Origin of the sequence: Staphylococcus equorum (assembly GCF_029024965.1) — a bacterium.
Classification (GTDB): Bacteria; Bacillota; Bacilli; order Staphylococcales; family Staphylococcaceae; genus Staphylococcus; species Staphylococcus equorum.
On the sequence record NZ_CP118982.1, the window covers coordinates 718,522 to 735,760 of the forward strand.

Here is a 17,239-nt window from a genome sequence, read left to right on the forward strand (position 1 = left end):
ATTAATCACCTAAGCTATCAGATTCTCTCATAGTCTTCGTCGTACCTAAGAAATAGGTGAAGACGAAACCACCTGTGTACGCAGCGAGTAGTCCTGCAATATATCCTAAATACATATGATCTGAAATCAAAGGTAACAATGAGATTCCACTAGGTCCAATTGCAGTTGCCCCAATGTGACCAATACCTCCAACAACAGCGCCACCAATACCTCCACCAATACATGCAGTGAAGAATGGTTTGCCTAACGGTAAAGTGACACCATAAATTAAAGGTTCTCCGATGCCTAAAAATCCTACAGGTAGTGCACCTTTGAGTGTATTTCTTAATGTTGTATTTTTCCTACATCTTACCCATAAAGCTAAAGCAGCACCAACTTGACCAGCGCCTGCCATTGCAGCAATAGGAAGTAAATAAGTTGCACCCGTTTGATTAATCATTTCAATATGAATAGGCGTAAATATATGATGTAATCCTAACATAACTAGCGGTAGGAAAAAAGCACCGATGATAAAGCCACTAAAAACGCCACCGATACTGATTGTAGCATTGATGACAGATACTAAACCGTCAGAAACAAAGCCAGCTAATGGCATAAAGATAAATATAGTTAATAAACCGATGATAAATAACGTAATAGTTGGTGTGACAATAATATCTACTGCATTAGGGACAATTTTATGTAATCGTTTTTCAACGATACTAAGAAGCCATACTGCAAAAATAACGCCAATAATACCACCTTGACCAGGTTGCAGTGGTTCGCCTGTAAATATATTAGTAATCGCATTTTCATCAGTTAATCCTGTGAGTAATGTGGTACCACCAATAACACCACCTAACCCCGGCGTTGCGCCGAATTCTTTGGCTGCATTAATACCTGTGAAGATAGCTAGATAAGCTAACATACCATCTTTAATTACATTGAACACTGTGACAAGTTGTGTAACCCAGTCACCTGAAATTTGGCCAGCAGCTAAAAGGTTACTTAATACTGCAGCAATACCACCAATTAATCCGGCACCAATAAAGGCTGGGATTAACGGAATAAAGATATTGGCAATTGTTTTTAATAATTTATTAAAGGCGCCACGCTTTTGTTTGCTTTGAATTGCTGTTTTATTTTCTTGTGCTTTTGCTTCAGCATCAGCTTTATAATTCGTTGAGTTATGAGGGATTGTTTCCCCTAGACGTACACCGCTTAATTGAGATATATGATCCGCTACTTTATTAACAGTACCTGGACCAACTACCACTTGCACGCGTTCGTCTTTTACGACGCCCATAACACCTTGAGTTGCTTTTAATTTATCATAATCTACTTTGTTTTCATCGATTACTTTAATTCTGACACGGGTCATACAATTAATAACATTATCCATATTATCAAGGCCACCAACAGCGTCTATAATATGTTCAGCGAGTTTTTGTTCTTTAGTCATCCTATATACCTCCTTATTGCATCATAGTTATATGGTTCATGTGGCAACGTGACATTGCTATTTAAATCAGAATAAATTAATTTTTTATTGCTTGTTTAATAATATTGTCATTTTGACGTAATTTTGTTTCTGCTTCAGCTTTTGAAATATCACATAGGTACATAACGACTGCTTGTTTAAGGTTTTGGTCTGCGTCATTATAAAGCTTTTGAGCTTGTTCATATGGAATATCACAAATATCTTGAATAATACGCACTGAACGGTCAACTAATTTATGGTTTGTGGCTTTTACATCTACCATAAGATTGCCATAAACTTTTCCCACACCAACCATTGTGATTGTGGAAATCATATTAAGGATTAGTTTCTGTGCTGTTCCTGATTTTAATCTCGTAGATCCAGTTAATACTTCGGGACCGACATTAACTTCTACAGGAAATTCTGCTAGTTTGCTAATTTCTGTATCGACATTGCAAGAAATGGCAACTGTATGGGCACCTAACTCTGTAGCGTATTTTAAACCGCCTTTGACGTAGGGCGTAGTTCCACTGGCCGCAATGCCAATAACTACATCGTTGTCTGTTAAATCAATGTGTTTTAAATCATCATGTGCTAGTGATTCACTATCTTCAGCACCTTCGACTGCGACTGTCATGGCAGGTTGTCCACCGGCTATTAATCCGATGAATTCATCAGGTGTTGTATTAAATGTAGGCACACATTCTGCTGCATCGAGTACGCCGAGTCTTCCACTCGTGCCTGCGCCCATATAGATAATGCGGCCACCTTTTTTAAATTGCTTCGTTGTAACTTCAATGACTTTAGCTAAGTCAGGCAATATTTGTTTTATCTGTTGAGGTACTTTTTGATCTTCTTCATTCATAGTCTCTAAAGCTTGTTGAATAGACATTTCGTCTAAGTGCATGGTAGCTTCATTTCTTGATTCAGTTATTAAATTACTCATTTTTACAGCTCCTTATTCTTGTACGTAAATTCAAATGTGTCATTAGGGCGCATGCATTGAATTAATGGTAAATCGGTCTTTTTAACTTCACCTACAACATTGATGTGATTATGCGGTGGTAAATCATTTTTAATAATTTGTAATTCACCTTGATAACGTCCGTTTAGTTTATTATCCACGGTTATGGCACCGAAATTTCGACCATTTGTTGAAAATGGTTGAATCTCTGTATCACAATAAAGACGAGCTTCTTGTGATCTAATAACGTGAGCTGGATTATCAGCACGTACCGTATGAGGTTTAAATAATATTGATGATACTTGGTCATCTAAAAGCATAATATTTAGGTTGAAATGTCTGTGGTGTAAAAAAGTAATGAGTTGTTGTGCAGCATGTGAATCAATGAGTGGATCTCCAATCATTACATGTTCTACTAAGTGATCTTTAAGTAACTGTGCACTTTGAATAGGGTGCTGATATCTTGTGGATTCAATTGTTGGCAAACCTTTATATAGAGGGCCACGCAATGTTGAACCAGTGATGAAACCAAATATATTTGCTTGTGCGTTATATTTTAAAATCAAATTGTTTTGTGACGCTACGAATTGCGGCTCCAAACCGGTATCAGGTCTTGGATAATAATTATGGCAATAACAAAGATAAGTAAAATCTTTAAGCTCATGGTAAAGCTGTTGCAATAATTGCTCTGAGATGATGCTAGCATTGATACAACATTTGAATCCGTTACTGATAATATCGTTGACGACATTTAAAGAAGTACTATGATCGATACGAATCATAAATTCTGCTGTCTCATATTGATGTAAGAATTGATAGAAATTGTGATCCAGCAACAAAGGATTGATATCAATCATATATGTAAGCTGATCATTAGATAAATAATCTAAAAGTTCTCCCAAATAGCGATATTTAGTACTTTCGTTTTCTTCAGGAATTTGTACAGACGTAAAAATGGTGCTGTAGCCTGAAGCAATCATCCGTTTGATATATGGTTTGTCGATGGGCTGTCCAAGATATATAGAAAATCCATGCATTGCTATCACTCCTTATATTGCTGTAATCGTTTTCATTGTACAACACATGAAAAACTATTACAATTTTAATTTATAAAAATCTTCATAGTGTAATATTGTTACAAAAGAGGGGTTAATAATTGGTGGATACGAAATAAACGTTGCTGAATATCACTTATATATTTCGTTGTATTACCTATAGTTAGTTCATCTATAGGCTGTTCAATTTGTTCAGAAAGAAATTGAAAGTAATTGTAGTGAATAAGAGAAGTATGATGCTTTGAGACGCTTTTTAGAGCGGCGTATTCTTTATCGATATAATCATGAATATTTTGTTTGTAGTCGTTTTTCTTTTTATGATTGGTGACGATTGCAAATTTATATATTTCTAGTAAGTTCAATAATTTACTGATGTGTTGTTCTAAATGATGGAATTCTAAGTTATACATAAAGACTTCCTTTCATAAATGTGATGAGTCTGTTTAATTTAAATTGAAAATATTTCATTGTGCTTAGGGTGAATTTAAATAATCAACATACAATATTGAATAGAATAGGAAGGTAATTATAAACTTGTGAAAAGAAGAGAGGAATTTTGAGAAACGACTTTAGGAATTAATAAACTATTTGCTTATCGAAAAAATATAAGTAATTAAAAATCCAACTGAGACAATTAGGACTCAGTTGGATTTAAAAATTGTTGATAATTATTTATAGTAATGTCTTGAGTCTTGATTGTCTTTTCAAATGAATATGAGATATCGTGTATATCAATAATAGGAATCTCATTTGTTTTACCCAAACCAATTTCAAAGACGACTGCTTTCCACAAACCTTTTTCACATAATAATCCAATAAAAATAACATTTTCAGTGCCTATACTTGTACCGTTATTGTATTCCATTGCCATAACATTTCTTTCAGTACAATAAATGAGGACTTCAGAAAATATAGGTGGTAAATTTGTATGTTGTCGGTGATCAAATTTAATATAACGGTCTAGCTTTTTCAAAGCGCGTCGCATTTTTGTATAAGGTAAATTCAAACATTTTTTAATAATTGCATTAACTTCTTCTTTATAAGGTAACGTAGTGTAAGACTGACTTTCATTAAGCACTAAGAACAAAGCGGATAGTTGATTCTCAGTCAGCTCAATCTCATAACTATTTGGTGTTTCTTGAAGTTGGTAGCCACCTAGTTTACCGTGCTTTGCTAAAATTTTCACACCTTGATCTTCTAAATCTTGAATATCTCTTAAAATCGTTCGTTTTGACACGTCTAAGTTTTTTGCTAACTCTGAAGCGGTAATTTGTCTATTCTCTTGAATAGCTAGAACAAGTTTATTTTGTCTCTCGCGTTTATTCATTAGAAAGTCACCTCCCAAATGATTACATATTACATTTATTATATCATAAAAGTGACAATGACGACATTTAGAAAAACTTTTTTTAAAAAAATAAAGAAAACGCTTACATTAGTTAAAAACTTATGTTAATATGTAATTAGTAACAAGGGGGTAGCGAGTAGATGACAAAGGGGTAGGCTATTACATATAGTTTTGTTAACATCTAATTCGTTCACGTTACTAATCAAACATCTTCAATATTTATTACTTACTTTCCTTTCTATTTAACCGACTAGCTACGCTGGTCGGTTTTATTTTTATGTCATAGCAACAATATGTGTGCCAAAATGTTTTAGTGGTTATGATATATCATATATTTCATTAATATTTCTATGATAAAATATAATAAATTAAAGATAGTTCATACTTAATAAGGAACATAATAATTTATAAATTTAAAGAGGTGCCTATACATGGAAAAAGAACAATTAATTTATATCGATGATGCCGTGAGGTCTTGGCTTGAAACATTGGATAAAATCATCCCGAAGTTAATCGAGGATATGGTTACAAGTACGAAACAAAATAGGTTTGATTTAGTGACAAATGTTGATAAATCAATACAACATAACTTCGAACAATTTTTAAAGCAAAATTTTCCAGAACATCAGTTGTTCGCTGAAGAAAAGTCGAATGAAGAAGTGCATCCTAAAGAAGGACATGTATGGGTTATGGATCCCATTGATGGAACGACAAATTTAGTTAAACAACAAGAAGATTACTGTATTATTCTAGGCTATTTTATTGATGGTGAACCAATGCTGTCATATATTTATGATTACCCACATGGCCAACTGTACAAAGCAGCTAAAGGGTATGGTGCATATGTGAATGGTAAGCGACTAGAAAAACCCGAAAGTATTGATTTACAAGATGCGATTATTTCATTTAATACATTAGTTATGAATGATGAGACCATTCATGGACTAAATGATGCTTCATTTAGTCATCGTTTTATCGGTTCTTGTGGTTTAGATTCAATCCGTGTAATCAAAGGACAATTTGGAGCGCATGTTAACACAAATCCAAAACCTTGGGATATCGCAGCGCAATTCTTGTTTGCCAGTGAACTTGGACTTAAAATGACGACATTAGATAATATGGCACTAGACTTTTCTAAAGCAGGTCCATTTATTATTAGTAACAATGCTTGTCATGAAGAAGTATTAGATATACTAAATTCTGGAGATGGATACAAAATACAATAAGAAATAACTGTATTAAATATTTATTATATAAATGATAGGTCTAAAGCACTATGTCAAATCCAAGTTATTAATATATAATGTATTACTAAATGAGAGAAAATTGAATACAGAAACGGAGAATGATAAGAGTGAATCGTTCTAAAAAAAATAAAAAAATGGGCTTACCAACAAAATTAATATTGTGGTTCTTTGGTATATTAGTTTTATTAGCGTTACTAGCAGTTATTTATTTAGGGTTTAAAATATTTTCTGTTGGAGGATCAATTAATAATCCTTTAGACAGAGATAAATCTTCATTAAGAGATAAAGACGTCAATTTAGATGATGGTGATCCATTTACGGTTGCTTTGTTTGGTGTGGATTCTGATGCCAAAAGAGATGCTGAAGGTGGTGGTCAACGTAGTGATACAGTAATGGTATTATCGATTAATCCACAGAAAAAAACGACAGAAATTGTCAGCATTCCACGAGATACACAAGCGGAAATCGTAGGTAAAGGTACTACTGAAAAAATCAACCATGCATATGCTTATGGTGGACCTGATATGGCAGTGAAATCAGTAGAGAATTTATTAAATGTACCTATTGATCACTACGCAACAATAGATATGGACGGTATGCAAGATATGATAGATACTGTCGGTGGTATCAATGTAACGAGTAACGCGTCATTCTCATATGATGGTTATCAGTTTAGTGAAGGCGTTCAATCCCATATGGATGGAGAAGAAGCGATGGCATTTATTAGAAGTCGTAAAGAAGAAGGCGCTGGCGGAGACTTTGGTCGTCAAGAACGTCAACAACTTGTTATCCAAGGCTTAGCTAATAAACTTACAAGTATCAGTTCAGTTACACATTTTAATTCATTAATGAATCATGTTGAAGATAATGTGAAAACGGACCTTACAGTTGGAGAATTAAACAAAATAAGAAGTAATTATAATGATGCGAATGAACAGGTCAATAGACACCAGTTAGATGGACAGGGTGGCATACAAGATGATGGCTTGTACTATTTTATACCAAGTGAGAGTTCACTTAGTGAAATTGAAGCAAGCATTAAAGATAATTTAGGAATGTAATTTAAATGAACTATAGATTTTGGCGAATGCTAAAATCTATAGTTTTTTTATTATGCCAGTATTTATGAAATAACATAAAGATTATTAATCAAGAAGAATTATAAAATAACTTTTTATAAATATTAAGTTTTGAGCCATAAAGTACAACTAATATAATAAAATGTGAAATAAGGTGGAAATCCTTAACATTTAAATGAAATAGATATACAATATAGATAACATTATCTTAAAAAAGTGTGGGCTTTTTAGATGGAATGTTATTCAGCACCTAATAGATATATAACGCGGGCATCATAAATAATAATAGGGGTGAAGAGAATGCAAGAACATTTGATTGTCTCATTAGATGGCAAAGATTATCTTGTAGAACCAGGGACGAATTTACTTGAGTTCATCAAATCTCAAGATACATTTATTCCATCAATATGCTATAACGAATCGTTAGGTCCAATACAAACTTGTGACACGTGTACTGTTGAAATAGACGGTAAAATGGCACGTGCGTGTGGTACCACAATTGATAGACCGATGATTGTTAATACGCAAAATGATAACGTACAAACAAGCCAAAAAGAAGCTTTAGACAGAATCTTAGAAAATCATATGTTGTATTGCACAGTTTGTGATTATAACAATGGCGACTGTGAAATACATAATACAATGGACCAATGGGGTTTAGAGCATCAAACTTATGAATATAAAGAAAAGCCATACGAAAAAGATTACGGTCCTTTCTATCGTTACGATCCAAATCAATGTATTTTATGTGGTCGTTGTGTAGAAGTATGTCAAGACGTTCAAGTAAATGAAACACTTACAATTGATTGGGAACGCCAACAACCACGAGTGATTTGGGATAATGATACTTCAATCAACGATTCATCATGTGTAGGTTGTGGTCAATGTGCAACAGTCTGTCCATGTAATGCAATGATGGAAGTCAATATGGAAGGCAGTGCCGGCTATATGACGGATTTAGAGCCTGGATCATTAGCAGCTATGATTGATTTAACGAAAAAAGCGGAACCAGGTTATGGTCCGTTGTTTGCAGTTTCTGACTCAGAGGCAGCAATGCGTGAAGAGCGTATCGAAAAAACTAAGACAGTATGTACATACTGTGGTGTTGGTTGTTCTTTCGATGTATGGACAAAAGATAGAGAAGTTGTAAAAGTTCAACCTCAACAAGAATCACCAGCTAATAAAATTGCAACGTGTGTTAAAGGTAAATTCGGTTGGGATTATATTGATTCAGAAGAACGTCTCACAAAACCATTAGTACGTAAAGATGGCCAATTTGAAGAAGTTGAATGGGATGAAGCACTAAAAGTTGTGTCTGATAACTTTAATAAAGTTAAAGCCTCTCATGGTTCAGATGGCTTAGCATTTATATCATCTTCAAAAGCAACAAATGAAGAGTCTTATCTTATGCAAAAGCTTGCAAGACAAGTCATTGGCACAAATAATGTAGATAATTGTTCACGTTATTGCCAAGCACCAGCAACAAAAGGGCTATTTAGAACGGTAGGTCATGGTGGTGACTCTGGTTCAATAGATGATCTTGAAATTGCAGATATGGTTGTCTTAATTGGTACAAACACAGCAGAAGCTCATCCAGTTATTGCTTCACGTATTAAACGTGGTCATAAGCTATATAACAATACTTTAAATGTGTTTGATATACGTAAACATGAAATGGCTGAACGCGCAGATAATTTCTATCAGCCTAAACCTGGTACTGATTTAGTTTGGTTGTCAGCAGTGACTAAATACATTATCGATAACGATCTTCATGATAAAGTATTTATCGACGAATGGGTGAACAGCTTTGAAGCGTATCATAAATCATTAGCGCCATTTACAATGGATTTTGCGGAAGAAACAACGGGCATCTCTAAAGAAGCTTTAATAGACTTTGCACATCAACTTGTAGATGCTGAATCAGTATCAATCGCATGGGCAATGGGTGTGACACAACAAGACATTGGTAGTGACACTTCAACAGCGATATCTAATTTATTATTAGCAACAGGTAACTATAGAAGACCAGGCACAGGCGCTTATCCTTTACGTGGTCATAATAACGTACAAGGTTGTAGTGATATGGGGAGTATGCCTGACAAATTCCCAGGATATCAAAGTGTTACTGACGATGAAATAAGAGCAAAATTCGAACGCGAATATGGTCAAACATTACCTAGAAAAGTAGGTAAAGATAACCATCAAATGATGGAAGGCATACATGAGGGAGAAATTGATGCACTTTATTTATATGGTGAAGATACAGGTATCGTTGACTCTAACATCAACTATGTACAAGCTGCATTGGAAAAAGTTGGCTTCTTAGTAGTACAAGATGAGTTCTTTACATTTACTGCTTCATACGCAGATGTAGTGTTACCAGCAAGTCCATCATTAGAAAAAACAGGCACATTTACAAATACTGAGCGTCGTATCCAACGTTTATACCAAGCTTTAGAACCTAAAGGTGACTCTAAACCAGACTGGGAGATTATCCAAGCTGTAGCCAAAACGTTAGGTTATGATTGGAACTATACACATCCAAGTCAAATCATGGATGAAATCGCAAGATTAACGCCATCATATTCAGGTGTGAACTATGATCGTTTAGAAGGATATAACAGTTTACAATGGCCAGTTGCAGAAGATGGTACAGATCAACCGACACTGTTCTTAGAAGGCTTTAATTTTGATGATGGAAAAGCGAAGTTCTATCCATTAACATTTGATAATTTCTTTAAAGTAAATGAAGAATATGATTTACATGTAAATAACGGTCGTATATTAGAGCATTTCCATGAAGGCAATATGACTTATAAAGTACCAGGACTTCAATACAAAATGCCAAATGCATTTGTTGAAGTATCTCCTGAACTAGCTGAGGATAGAGGTATTCATGAGGGGGCAGAAATTAAATTAATTTCTGAAACTGGTGAATTAGAACTTGTGGCACATGTGACGGATAGAGTTAAAGGTAAAGAAATCTATATCCCATTAAATAATAATGCTATGGAAAATGGTGACCATGGAGCGATTAACTTACTAACAAATAGTGATGTAGACAAAGATACAGATACTCCATCTTATAAACGTACAAGCTGTCGCATGGAAGTGAAGACAAGAAGAGGTAAATCACCACTTAATCCTACGAACTTCCGTGTAAATAAACAACGTCAACCACAATACAGCGTTCGAGTTGAAGACAAATGGAAACGTAAAGATTATACTTTCCCAGGAAGTCAGGTGGATAAATAATGGCTGAAAGAATAACGAATATTAAACGCATGCAAAAAACTGAAGCAGAGATTAAAGAGGAAAATTTAGCTGAAGTGACAGATGCAATTGTTGCAAATAAAGATAGCATTTTAAAAGCAATCAACATCATTAGCACTTTAGATGATGCAAAATTGCTAGATGCTATGTCTGGTGCAATTAAAAGTAGAGGCGTTATAGCCAATAAGTTCTCTGTTGAATTAAATAAAGAACAATATTCAGGTTTGATTTCAAATATGGCTTCACTTGTATTTTTATTAGGTGACTTAGATGTAAATGACTTATCTGAGATGTTAAATAAAGTAAACAAAGGCTTACGTGTTGCAAATCAGGCCAATCCGAATCAAAAAACATCGATTACTGGCTTGATGGGTATGTTGAAAGATGATGAAATGAATCGTAGTCTGACATATATGATGAATATGCTTAGAGGTATGTCAAGATAAGTATTCCCTAATAAATAGTTAAAATAAAAGTTAGAGGCTGGGACATAGCACATGTCTCAGTCTCATTTTTTATGTTGACAGTAGTTGACTGAATTGAAAATGCACTTATATCAAGCTTTTAAAGAACTTCTACTTCATTTATGAAGATAAGCAGTTTTTATACAAGCGCTTCAGCCTATTGTTTTAAAAATGACATATTGAAACAATGGTAAATATGATACAATTTCTATTATTAGAATTAAATTTTATAAATTTTTAAGGGCGAGGAGTGGAAGGCTTATCAACGCGAAAATGATTAAAATCATGGCGGTTATCTCAAATGTATTTCTAGTTTTGGGAATTGTTTTTTTAATAATGATGAATATGGTAATGGCTATTACAATGTTCGCAGTTTCATTAGTCATCAGTTTAATGATATTCAATATGTTGTTTAGAGATAAGAAAGCTATGAGGATAGCGCTTAACATTTCTTTTGTAGTTGTCTTAATTGCTATTATTATTGCTTATGTTACATTAACTAAATAAGTGTAAGCTAGGGAGTTATTATATAATGAATGAAATTATAAAGAAAAGATTAACATTATTTATTATGCTCATTATCATCATTGTATTTACGATTTTATTAATTATAAATGAAACACACCTATTTGATGATAAAAAGACACATTCTTTTGATGAGGCAGTAGATAAGCAACTTGGTGAAGGCACTTTAAATATGACAGAAAAAAATGGTCGATTTGTTGAGGCTTCAAAAGCTGATGTTAAAAAAGCTATGGATGTAAATGATGACAAAGATAACTTGAATCATATGGATATTTCTGAAAAAGTGTCAATGTCAGAAAAAGAAGTAAATGATATTTTAAAAGATAAAGGGATATTGAAAAATAAAGGTGATGCATTTTTAAAAGCACAAGACAAATATGAAGTTAATGTGTTATACCTTGTGAGCCATGCGCTTGTTGAAACAGGTAATGGTAAATCTGAATTGGCTAAAGGTATAGAAGATGATGGTAAGCATTACTATAATTTTTACGGTATAGGTGCATTTGATGAAAATGCAGTACACACAGGTAGCAGTTTTGCTAAAAAGCAATCTTGGACTTCACCAGAACGCGCAATTATGGGTGGAGCTAAATTTATAAGAGGTAATTACTTTGAAAATGAACAATTATCATTGTATCAAATGCGTTGGAATCCTAAATCACCTGGAGAACACCAATATGCAAGTGATGTAGAATGGGACGAAAACATCGCCACATTTATGAAGGTTTATTATGATAAACTGGGTATAAAGAAAGATCATATTAATAAGGATTATTATTTGTAAAAATTGAGTTATAATATATTTATGACGAAAGATAACAGGGTGTTTTCATGATACGTTTGTTATCTTTTTTGTGTGATGACTTATTGACAATACTTAGGCTAATATCAAAGAGCTTATTAATATAAAGTTTTATAAAAGTGTTAATATCGAATAGACTAGGAAAATTTGGAGTGAATTGAAAATGAAAATAGCTATAGTTGGCGCGGGTATTGGTGGATTAACAACTGCAGCATTATTGATTGAACAAGGACATGATGTCAAAGTATTTGAAAAAAACAATGAAGTAGCTGAAATAGGTGCAGGTATCGGCATTGGTGGTAACGTTATTGAAAAATTAGGAAAGCATGATTTAGCAAAAGGGATTAAAAATGTTGGGCAAATCATTGATACAATGGAAGTGCGAGATGATAAAAATAACGTGCTATCCAAAGTGAAGTTAAAAAAGAATACGGTGAACTTAACAATGTCTCGTCAAGATTTAATAGATGTGATTCAATCTTATGTACCAGAAGAAGCAATCTATACAGATCATTTTGTAACTCATATTGATAATGGCGATTTAAAAGTGACTTTACATTTTAATACACAACAGCAAGAAGCATTTGATTTATGTATTGGTGCAGATGGTGTACATTCTAAGATAAGAAATACGGTTGAACCTAATAGTAAGCCTGAATATCAAGGCTATACAGTGTTTAGAGGATTGGTAGAAGATGTGGATATTAAAGATGCTCAAATTGCTAAAGAGTATTGGTCTCCGAAAGGGAGAGTAGGGGTTGTACCTTTATTAAACAATCAAGCCTATTGGTTTATTTCTATTAATGCGAAAGAAAAAGATAGTAAAATGAAAACCTATGGTAAACCTCATTTACAAGCCAGGTTTAATCGTTTTCCAAATGAAATAAGAACCGTATTAGATAAACAAAGCGAAACAGATATTTTATTAAATGATATTTATGATTTAAAACCGCTGAAAACATTTGTTTATCAACGTGCTATTTTACTTGGTGATGCAGCGCATGCAACGACGCCAAACATGGGACAAGGCGCTGGACAAGCAATGGAAGACGCGATTGTCTTAGCAAATTGTCTTCAGTCATATTCGTTTGATGAGGCGTTACAACGCTATGATAAATTACGTGTAAAACACACTAAAAAAGTAATTACACGTTCTAGAAAAATAGGTAAACTCGCACAACGTAGTAATAAACTGATTGTAGCTGTAAGAAATGGCATTGCAAAGGCTTTGCCAAATAAGTTAGTTACGAACCAAACTAAGTTTTTATATAAATCCAAAAGTAAATAAACTTGGAATATTTCAAATTAAAGCACCCATCCATATTTTTAATGGATGGGTGCTTTAATTTGTACTAAGTATTTAGAACTAAGCTTTTAGCAACTAATTCATTAATTTACTAAAAACTTAGGTTTTTTATCATTTAGCTTACTAATTGTGTCATTCGCAACAATTTTAGACATCATATCACGAGATTCATATGTCGCATTACCAATATGTGGTGTGAGTACTACATTGTCTAGTGATTTTAATTCGTCGTTTATTTCTGGTTCAAATTCGAAAACATCTAAAGCAGCGCCTTCAATTTCTTTATCTTTTAATGCTTGTACTAAAGCTTGTTCATGAACGATAGGGCCTCTCGAAGCATTAATTAAATAACTCGTTGACTTCATCATTTTAAATTGTTCAGTGTCAATTTGATGATGTAAATCTGGATTATATGCAGCGTTAATTGTTACAAAATCTGCATTTTTTAATAAAGTTTCTAAGTCTACATACTTGGCGCCGATTTCACGTTCTTTATCGACTTTTTGGTTAGGGCCAGTATAAAGCACATTCATATCAAACGCTTTGGCACGTCTTGCTACAGCAGCACCAATTTCACCTAAGCCAATAATACCAATCGTTTTACCAGAAACTTCTCTGCCACGGAAGAACAATGGTGCCCATCCGTCAAAGCCAGTTGTACGGCATAATTTATCACCTTCAGCGATACGTCTTGCAACTGCAAGTACGAGTGCAAAAGTTAATTCAGCTGTAGAATTTGTTGAAGCCTTTGGTGTGTTTGTAACGTCAATGTCTTTTTGACGAGCATAGGCTACATCTACGTTATTAAAACCTGCACCATAGTTTGCGACGATTTTTAAATTGCTACCTGCATCAATTACTTCTTTATCTACGTTGGTAGACAACAGACTAATTAAAGCGTCAGCATCTTTAACCCCTTGCTTTAAAGTATCTTTATCAATGATACCTTCGCCTTCATACATTTCAACCTCATAACCTTGATCTTTTAACAAGTCAAAACCTACTTCAGGTACTGGACCTGCGATATAAACTTTTACCATGTATAATCCCTCCATTATATATTTAGTATAGTAAACTTCAAAGCACTAAACAAATTATTATATTTATTAAAGAAATATTTGTGTGTTCTTTTATATAATGACGAAAAAGCTATAGAAAACGATTTCTTTGTTGCTTCTTTATATATCATAAAGTATATAAGTCATACATAGCATTCTCAAAAAAAGCAATAATCCACTATTAAACAATGAATTATTGCTATTATTTTTATATCATGATTTAGAAAGTGTATTTTATTATTTGTTTTTCTAACTTATGAGCTTTAAGCCCACTATGGAAAAAATAATCAAACCAATAAAGAATATACGTTTTGCATTTTTAGATTCATTGTATATCAACATACCTACAAGTGTGCCACCGCCAGTACCGATGCCACTCCAAATTGCATAAGCAGTTCCCATAGGAATGTCATTCATTGCTACTTTGAGCGTGCTAAAACTACAGATAAAAGCAATTGCTAATAAGACGACTAATGATTTCCTTTTAGTGCGTGTAATTTCATTTAATATGACTACACCGATTACTTCTAATAGACCTGCAATGAGTAAAATAAACCAAGCCATTAGTTTTCAGCCTCCTCTGTAGTTAATTTTAGACCGATAATACCTACTACCAATAGTGTAATTAAGATAATTTTCATAGAGTTAAAAGGATCACCGAAAAATAACATATCCACTAAAACAGTACCGACTGCGCCAATACCTACGAATACGGCGTAAACAGTGCCGACGGGTAATGATTTACACGCAGCAATAACAAGAAAGAAGCTTATAATAATAATGATGATCGTACCAATCCAACTAAGTAACGAATCAGCAGTGTTTAAGCCAGTGACCCATAATATTTCTATAAGTCCAGCAAGTATAACTTTGAACCATTGCATCGTTGTGCCTCCTTTTTTCATCAAACGCTCTTATTTTCTCAAATATTCTGTTATACTGCAATATTAAAAATCATATAAAAAAATTTAGTGCTAAATGCTGTTTTTTTAATTATAGCGCGTGATGTCCTCATATTTATTTTGATGTGGTTATCTCTATAAACGGATATTGATGAATGATTGAGTATATTATTTTAAAAAGGGGCAGTGTTTTGCTCCGATGATTCACTAGTTAATCAATCATAATTCGAAGACTATAGGATGAGGAAGTGCCCACGAAAAACACGCACAAAAAAATGCCAACAAAGTTCTAGACTTTGTTGGCACTCTGACATATTCTAATTTATATTGTGCTAGCGAATATTAGTTAACGTGGATATAGTTATATGAACCTGCTTCACCAGCAGAGATAGTACGTTCACTTACAGAGTAAGGTCCGCCGCTATAATTCATTTCTGAAACCGTTACTGAACCGTCATTGTTTACATTTTCAACATATGCAACGTGGCCCATTGGTCCTTCAGATGATTGTAAGATTGATCCAGCTTCTGGAGAGTTGTTAACTGTGTAGCCTGCAGATGAAGCTGCTGAAGCCCAGTTATTTGCATTACCCCATGTAGAACCGATACCTCCGCCTACTTTATCAAATACGTACCAAGTACATTGACCTGAAGTGTATAAGTTAGCACTTGAGCTTGAAGTTTCTTGTGTAGTAGTTTGTGTTTGTTGAGTTTGCTCTGCTGCACTTGCTTCATTTCCTTGGTCTAATCCTACGATTGCTGCGCCGATACCTGCTGTGATAGTTGTTGCTGTTACTAATTTATTCATAATTAAAAATCCTCCCAAATTTGTACGTTCTTAATATTTATTATTTATGTTATTCGTTCGATAGTCTTTAAAGTTAATGTTTTATTTTTCGCTTTGCTTTCAACGACAAGTAATACTCTAACAGATGAATTTAGGTTTGTGTGGTTTGTTACGCTTTTGTAAAACAATTAAAAAAACCTCACATATCGTTGTAATAAACGACATGTGAGGTTACAGAAAGGTATCGGCTTGTAATGGTTTGTAAAGAGCTATGGTATAAGGTTTTACAATAACTTAACATTCAAAATAACTAATTTGTATTACAACAGTTGTAATAAGTCACAAAATTTAGATTCATTTTATTTGAAAAATCTAATTGAAAGTGGTGGTAAATAGTCTTCTCCATTATATGCTTTTACAGCAGCTACGATAGTAAATATAAAATTCAAAATAGCTATGATAGGGAATAAGATAAAACCTATTATGATAAACATCGCTATTGAAGCAACGATGAGCCAAATCATATAAGAAAGTAAAAAGTTGAAATAATTTTTACCAGTCTTGTCAATGAATGGTGAATCTTCACGTTTAATGAGCCAAATAATTAGTGGTGCTATTAATGAAGTGAAAAAACTTAACACATAGATTAAAGTACCCATTAATCTATCATCGCTACTTGGTTCTTGATTTATAACTGTAGAAGATTGGTTTGTATTATATTGTTCATCCATATGAATCACGCCTCCCTTATTAGCATAACTATAACAAATTTTATTCTTAAATGATATTTAATTTGAAAGGCTACAATTTAAAAATTAGCAAAGTGAATTTTTTAAAATATAGTGCATTTAATGGGATGAAACAAATGAATATAATGCAACTAGGGATAGGTTGAATACCAGTGTTTATCAGAAATCTAAATTGGATATACATTATAGTAATGTTTAAAACACTCATATATACAAATCATT

General features: G+C 33.4%; 17 protein-coding genes. 7 read left to right on the forward strand and 10 right to left on the reverse strand.

Going from position 1 to position 17,239, the window contains the following annotated elements; translation table 11 throughout:
• Window position 1: 1 nt before the first annotated feature.
• From PYW44_RS03235 to PYW44_RS03255, 5 genes are all read right to left on the reverse strand, one after another.
• Window positions 2-1,441 (reverse strand): PTS transporter subunit EIIC, encoded by a 1,440-nt coding sequence (locus PYW44_RS03235; protein ID WP_071664844.1) that lies wholly within the window; start codon window positions 1,439-1,441, stop codon window positions 2-4.
• 76 nt (window positions 1,442-1,517) lie between these two features.
• A complete protein-coding gene (gene murQ / locus PYW44_RS03240; protein WP_021338443.1) occupies window positions 1,518-2,405 on the reverse strand; it encodes an N-acetylmuramic acid 6-phosphate etherase in 888 nt (295 codons plus the stop codon).
• Between the two features lie 2 nt (window positions 2,406-2,407).
• A complete protein-coding gene (locus tag PYW44_RS03245) occupies window positions 2,408-3,460 on the reverse strand; it encodes a MupG family TIM beta-alpha barrel fold protein (RefSeq protein WP_071664843.1) in 1,053 nt (350 codons plus the stop codon).
• A gap of 98 nt (window positions 3,461-3,558) precedes the next feature.
• Window positions 3,559-3,888 (reverse strand): hypothetical protein, encoded by a 330-nt coding sequence (locus PYW44_RS03250; protein WP_002506898.1) that lies wholly within the window; start codon window positions 3,886-3,888, stop codon window positions 3,559-3,561.
• A 224-nt stretch (window positions 3,889-4,112) separates the two neighbouring features.
• Window positions 4,113-4,805 carry a helix-turn-helix transcriptional regulator gene (locus PYW44_RS03255; RefSeq protein ID WP_021338440.1) on the reverse strand — a complete coding sequence of 231 codons (693 nt, stop codon included), beginning with the start codon at window positions 4,803-4,805 and terminating at the stop codon, window positions 4,113-4,115.
• Between the two features lie 452 nt (window positions 4,806-5,257).
• Here PYW44_RS03255 and PYW44_RS03260 point away from each other — a divergent pair, with 452 nt between their 5' ends.
• The 7 genes from PYW44_RS03260 to PYW44_RS03290 all read left to right on the forward strand — a co-directional run bounded on the left by PYW44_RS03260 (window position 5,258) and on the right by PYW44_RS03290 (window position 13,504).
• Window positions 5,258-6,052, forward strand: a complete 795-nt coding sequence (locus PYW44_RS03260; RefSeq protein WP_069801804.1) for an inositol monophosphatase family protein — start codon at window positions 5,258-5,260, stop codon at window positions 6,050-6,052.
• Window positions 6,053-6,180: 128 nt separating this feature from the next.
• On the forward strand, window positions 6,181-7,134 hold the full coding sequence (locus PYW44_RS03265; RefSeq protein ID WP_071664842.1) for an LCP family glycopolymer transferase: 954 nt from the start codon (window positions 6,181-6,183) through the stop codon (window positions 7,132-7,134).
• 318 nt (window positions 7,135-7,452) lie between these two features.
• The gene (gene fdhF, locus PYW44_RS03270) at window positions 7,453-10,407 is read left to right on the forward strand and encodes a formate dehydrogenase subunit alpha (RefSeq protein WP_115075960.1); all 2,955 of its coding nucleotides are present in this window, start codon (window positions 7,453-7,455) and stop codon (window positions 10,405-10,407) included.
• Window positions 10,407-10,871: a helical membrane plugin domain-containing protein gene (locus PYW44_RS03275; RefSeq protein WP_021338437.1), complete on the forward strand. Its 465-nt coding sequence runs from the start codon at window positions 10,407-10,409 to the stop codon at window positions 10,869-10,871. Before fdhF ends, PYW44_RS03275 begins: the two co-directional genes overlap by 1 nt.
• Before the next feature lie 291 nt (window positions 10,872-11,162).
• Window positions 11,163-11,396, forward strand: coding sequence for a hypothetical protein (locus PYW44_RS03280; RefSeq protein WP_021338436.1), 234 nt, complete (start codon window positions 11,163-11,165; stop codon window positions 11,394-11,396).
• A gap of 25 nt (window positions 11,397-11,421) precedes the next feature.
• Window positions 11,422-12,198 carry an N-acetylglucosaminidase gene (locus PYW44_RS03285; RefSeq protein WP_021338435.1) on the forward strand — a complete coding sequence of 259 codons (777 nt, stop codon included), beginning with the start codon at window positions 11,422-11,424 and terminating at the stop codon, window positions 12,196-12,198.
• A gap of 181 nt (window positions 12,199-12,379) precedes the next feature.
• The gene (locus tag PYW44_RS03290) at window positions 12,380-13,504 is read left to right on the forward strand and encodes an FAD-dependent monooxygenase (RefSeq protein ID WP_021338434.1); all 1,125 of its coding nucleotides are present in this window, start codon (window positions 12,380-12,382) and stop codon (window positions 13,502-13,504) included.
• A 101-nt stretch (window positions 13,505-13,605) separates the two neighbouring features.
• Here PYW44_RS03290 and PYW44_RS03295 read toward each other — a convergent pair whose 3' ends face one another.
• From PYW44_RS03295 to PYW44_RS03315, 5 genes are all read right to left on the reverse strand, one after another.
• Window positions 13,606-14,562 (reverse strand): 2-hydroxyacid dehydrogenase family protein, encoded by a 957-nt coding sequence (locus PYW44_RS03295; protein ID WP_002506907.1) that lies wholly within the window; start codon window positions 14,560-14,562, stop codon window positions 13,606-13,608.
• Window positions 14,563-14,829: 267 nt separating this feature from the next.
• Complete coding sequence (locus PYW44_RS03300) at window positions 14,830-15,144, reverse strand: DMT family transporter (RefSeq protein WP_002506908.1); 315 nt, start codon at window positions 15,142-15,144, stop codon at window positions 14,830-14,832.
• A complete protein-coding gene (locus tag PYW44_RS03305; RefSeq protein WP_002506909.1) occupies window positions 15,144-15,464 on the reverse strand; it encodes a DMT family transporter in 321 nt (106 codons plus the stop codon). The genes PYW44_RS03300 and PYW44_RS03305 overlap by 1 nt, the downstream gene beginning before the upstream one ends.
• 360 nt (window positions 15,465-15,824) lie before the next feature.
• Complete coding sequence (locus PYW44_RS03310; protein WP_002506910.1) at window positions 15,825-16,289, reverse strand: CHAP domain-containing protein; 465 nt, start codon at window positions 16,287-16,289, stop codon at window positions 15,825-15,827.
• A gap of 338 nt (window positions 16,290-16,627) precedes the next feature.
• Window positions 16,628-16,999 carry a DUF4870 domain-containing protein gene (locus tag PYW44_RS03315; protein ID WP_002506912.1) on the reverse strand — a complete coding sequence of 124 codons (372 nt, stop codon included), beginning with the start codon at window positions 16,997-16,999 and terminating at the stop codon, window positions 16,628-16,630.
• Window positions 17,000-17,239 lie beyond the last annotated feature (240 nt).

Bases quoted from the DNA above. Each gene is read 5' to 3' on its own strand.
- fdhF (WP_115075960.1), top strand. From the start codon at position 7,453: ATGCAAGAACATTTGATTGTCTCATTAGATGGCAAAGATTATCTTGTA.
- PYW44_RS03255 (WP_021338440.1), bottom strand. From the start codon at position 4,805: ATGAATAAACGCGAGAGACAAAATAAACTTGTTCTAGCTATTCAAGAG.
- PYW44_RS03305 (WP_002506909.1), bottom strand. From the start codon at position 15,464: ATGCAATGGTTCAAAGTTATACTTGCTGGACTTATAGAAATATTATGG.
- PYW44_RS03250 (WP_002506898.1), bottom strand. From the start codon at position 3,888: ATGTATAACTTAGAATTCCATCATTTAGAACAACACATCAGTAAATTA.
- PYW44_RS03275 (WP_021338437.1), top strand. From the start codon at position 10,407: ATGGCTGAAAGAATAACGAATATTAAACGCATGCAAAAAACTGAAGCA.
- PYW44_RS03300 (WP_002506908.1), bottom strand. From the start codon at position 15,144: ATGGCTTGGTTTATTTTACTCATTGCAGGTCTATTAGAAGTAATCGGT.
- PYW44_RS03290 (WP_021338434.1), top strand. From the start codon at position 12,380: ATGAAAATAGCTATAGTTGGCGCGGGTATTGGTGGATTAACAACTGCA.
- PYW44_RS03280 (WP_021338436.1), top strand. From the start codon at position 11,163: ATGATTAAAATCATGGCGGTTATCTCAAATGTATTTCTAGTTTTGGGA.
- PYW44_RS03310 (WP_002506910.1), bottom strand. From the start codon at position 16,289: ATGAATAAATTAGTAACAGCAACAACTATCACAGCAGGTATCGGCGCA.
- PYW44_RS03245 (WP_071664843.1), bottom strand. From the start codon at position 3,460: ATGCATGGATTTTCTATATATCTTGGACAGCCCATCGACAAACCATAT.
- PYW44_RS03235 (WP_071664844.1), bottom strand. From the start codon at position 1,441: ATGACTAAAGAACAAAAACTCGCTGAACATATTATAGACGCTGTTGGT.
- murQ (WP_021338443.1), bottom strand. From the start codon at position 2,405: ATGAGTAATTTAATAACTGAATCAAGAAATGAAGCTACCATGCACTTA.
- PYW44_RS03285 (WP_021338435.1), top strand. From the start codon at position 11,422: ATGAATGAAATTATAAAGAAAAGATTAACATTATTTATTATGCTCATT.
- PYW44_RS03315 (WP_002506912.1), bottom strand. From the start codon at position 16,999: ATGGATGAACAATATAATACAAACCAATCTTCTACAGTTATAAATCAA.
- PYW44_RS03260 (WP_069801804.1), top strand. From the start codon at position 5,258: ATGGAAAAAGAACAATTAATTTATATCGATGATGCCGTGAGGTCTTGG.
- PYW44_RS03295 (WP_002506907.1), bottom strand. From the start codon at position 14,562: ATGGTAAAAGTTTATATCGCAGGTCCAGTACCTGAAGTAGGTTTTGAC.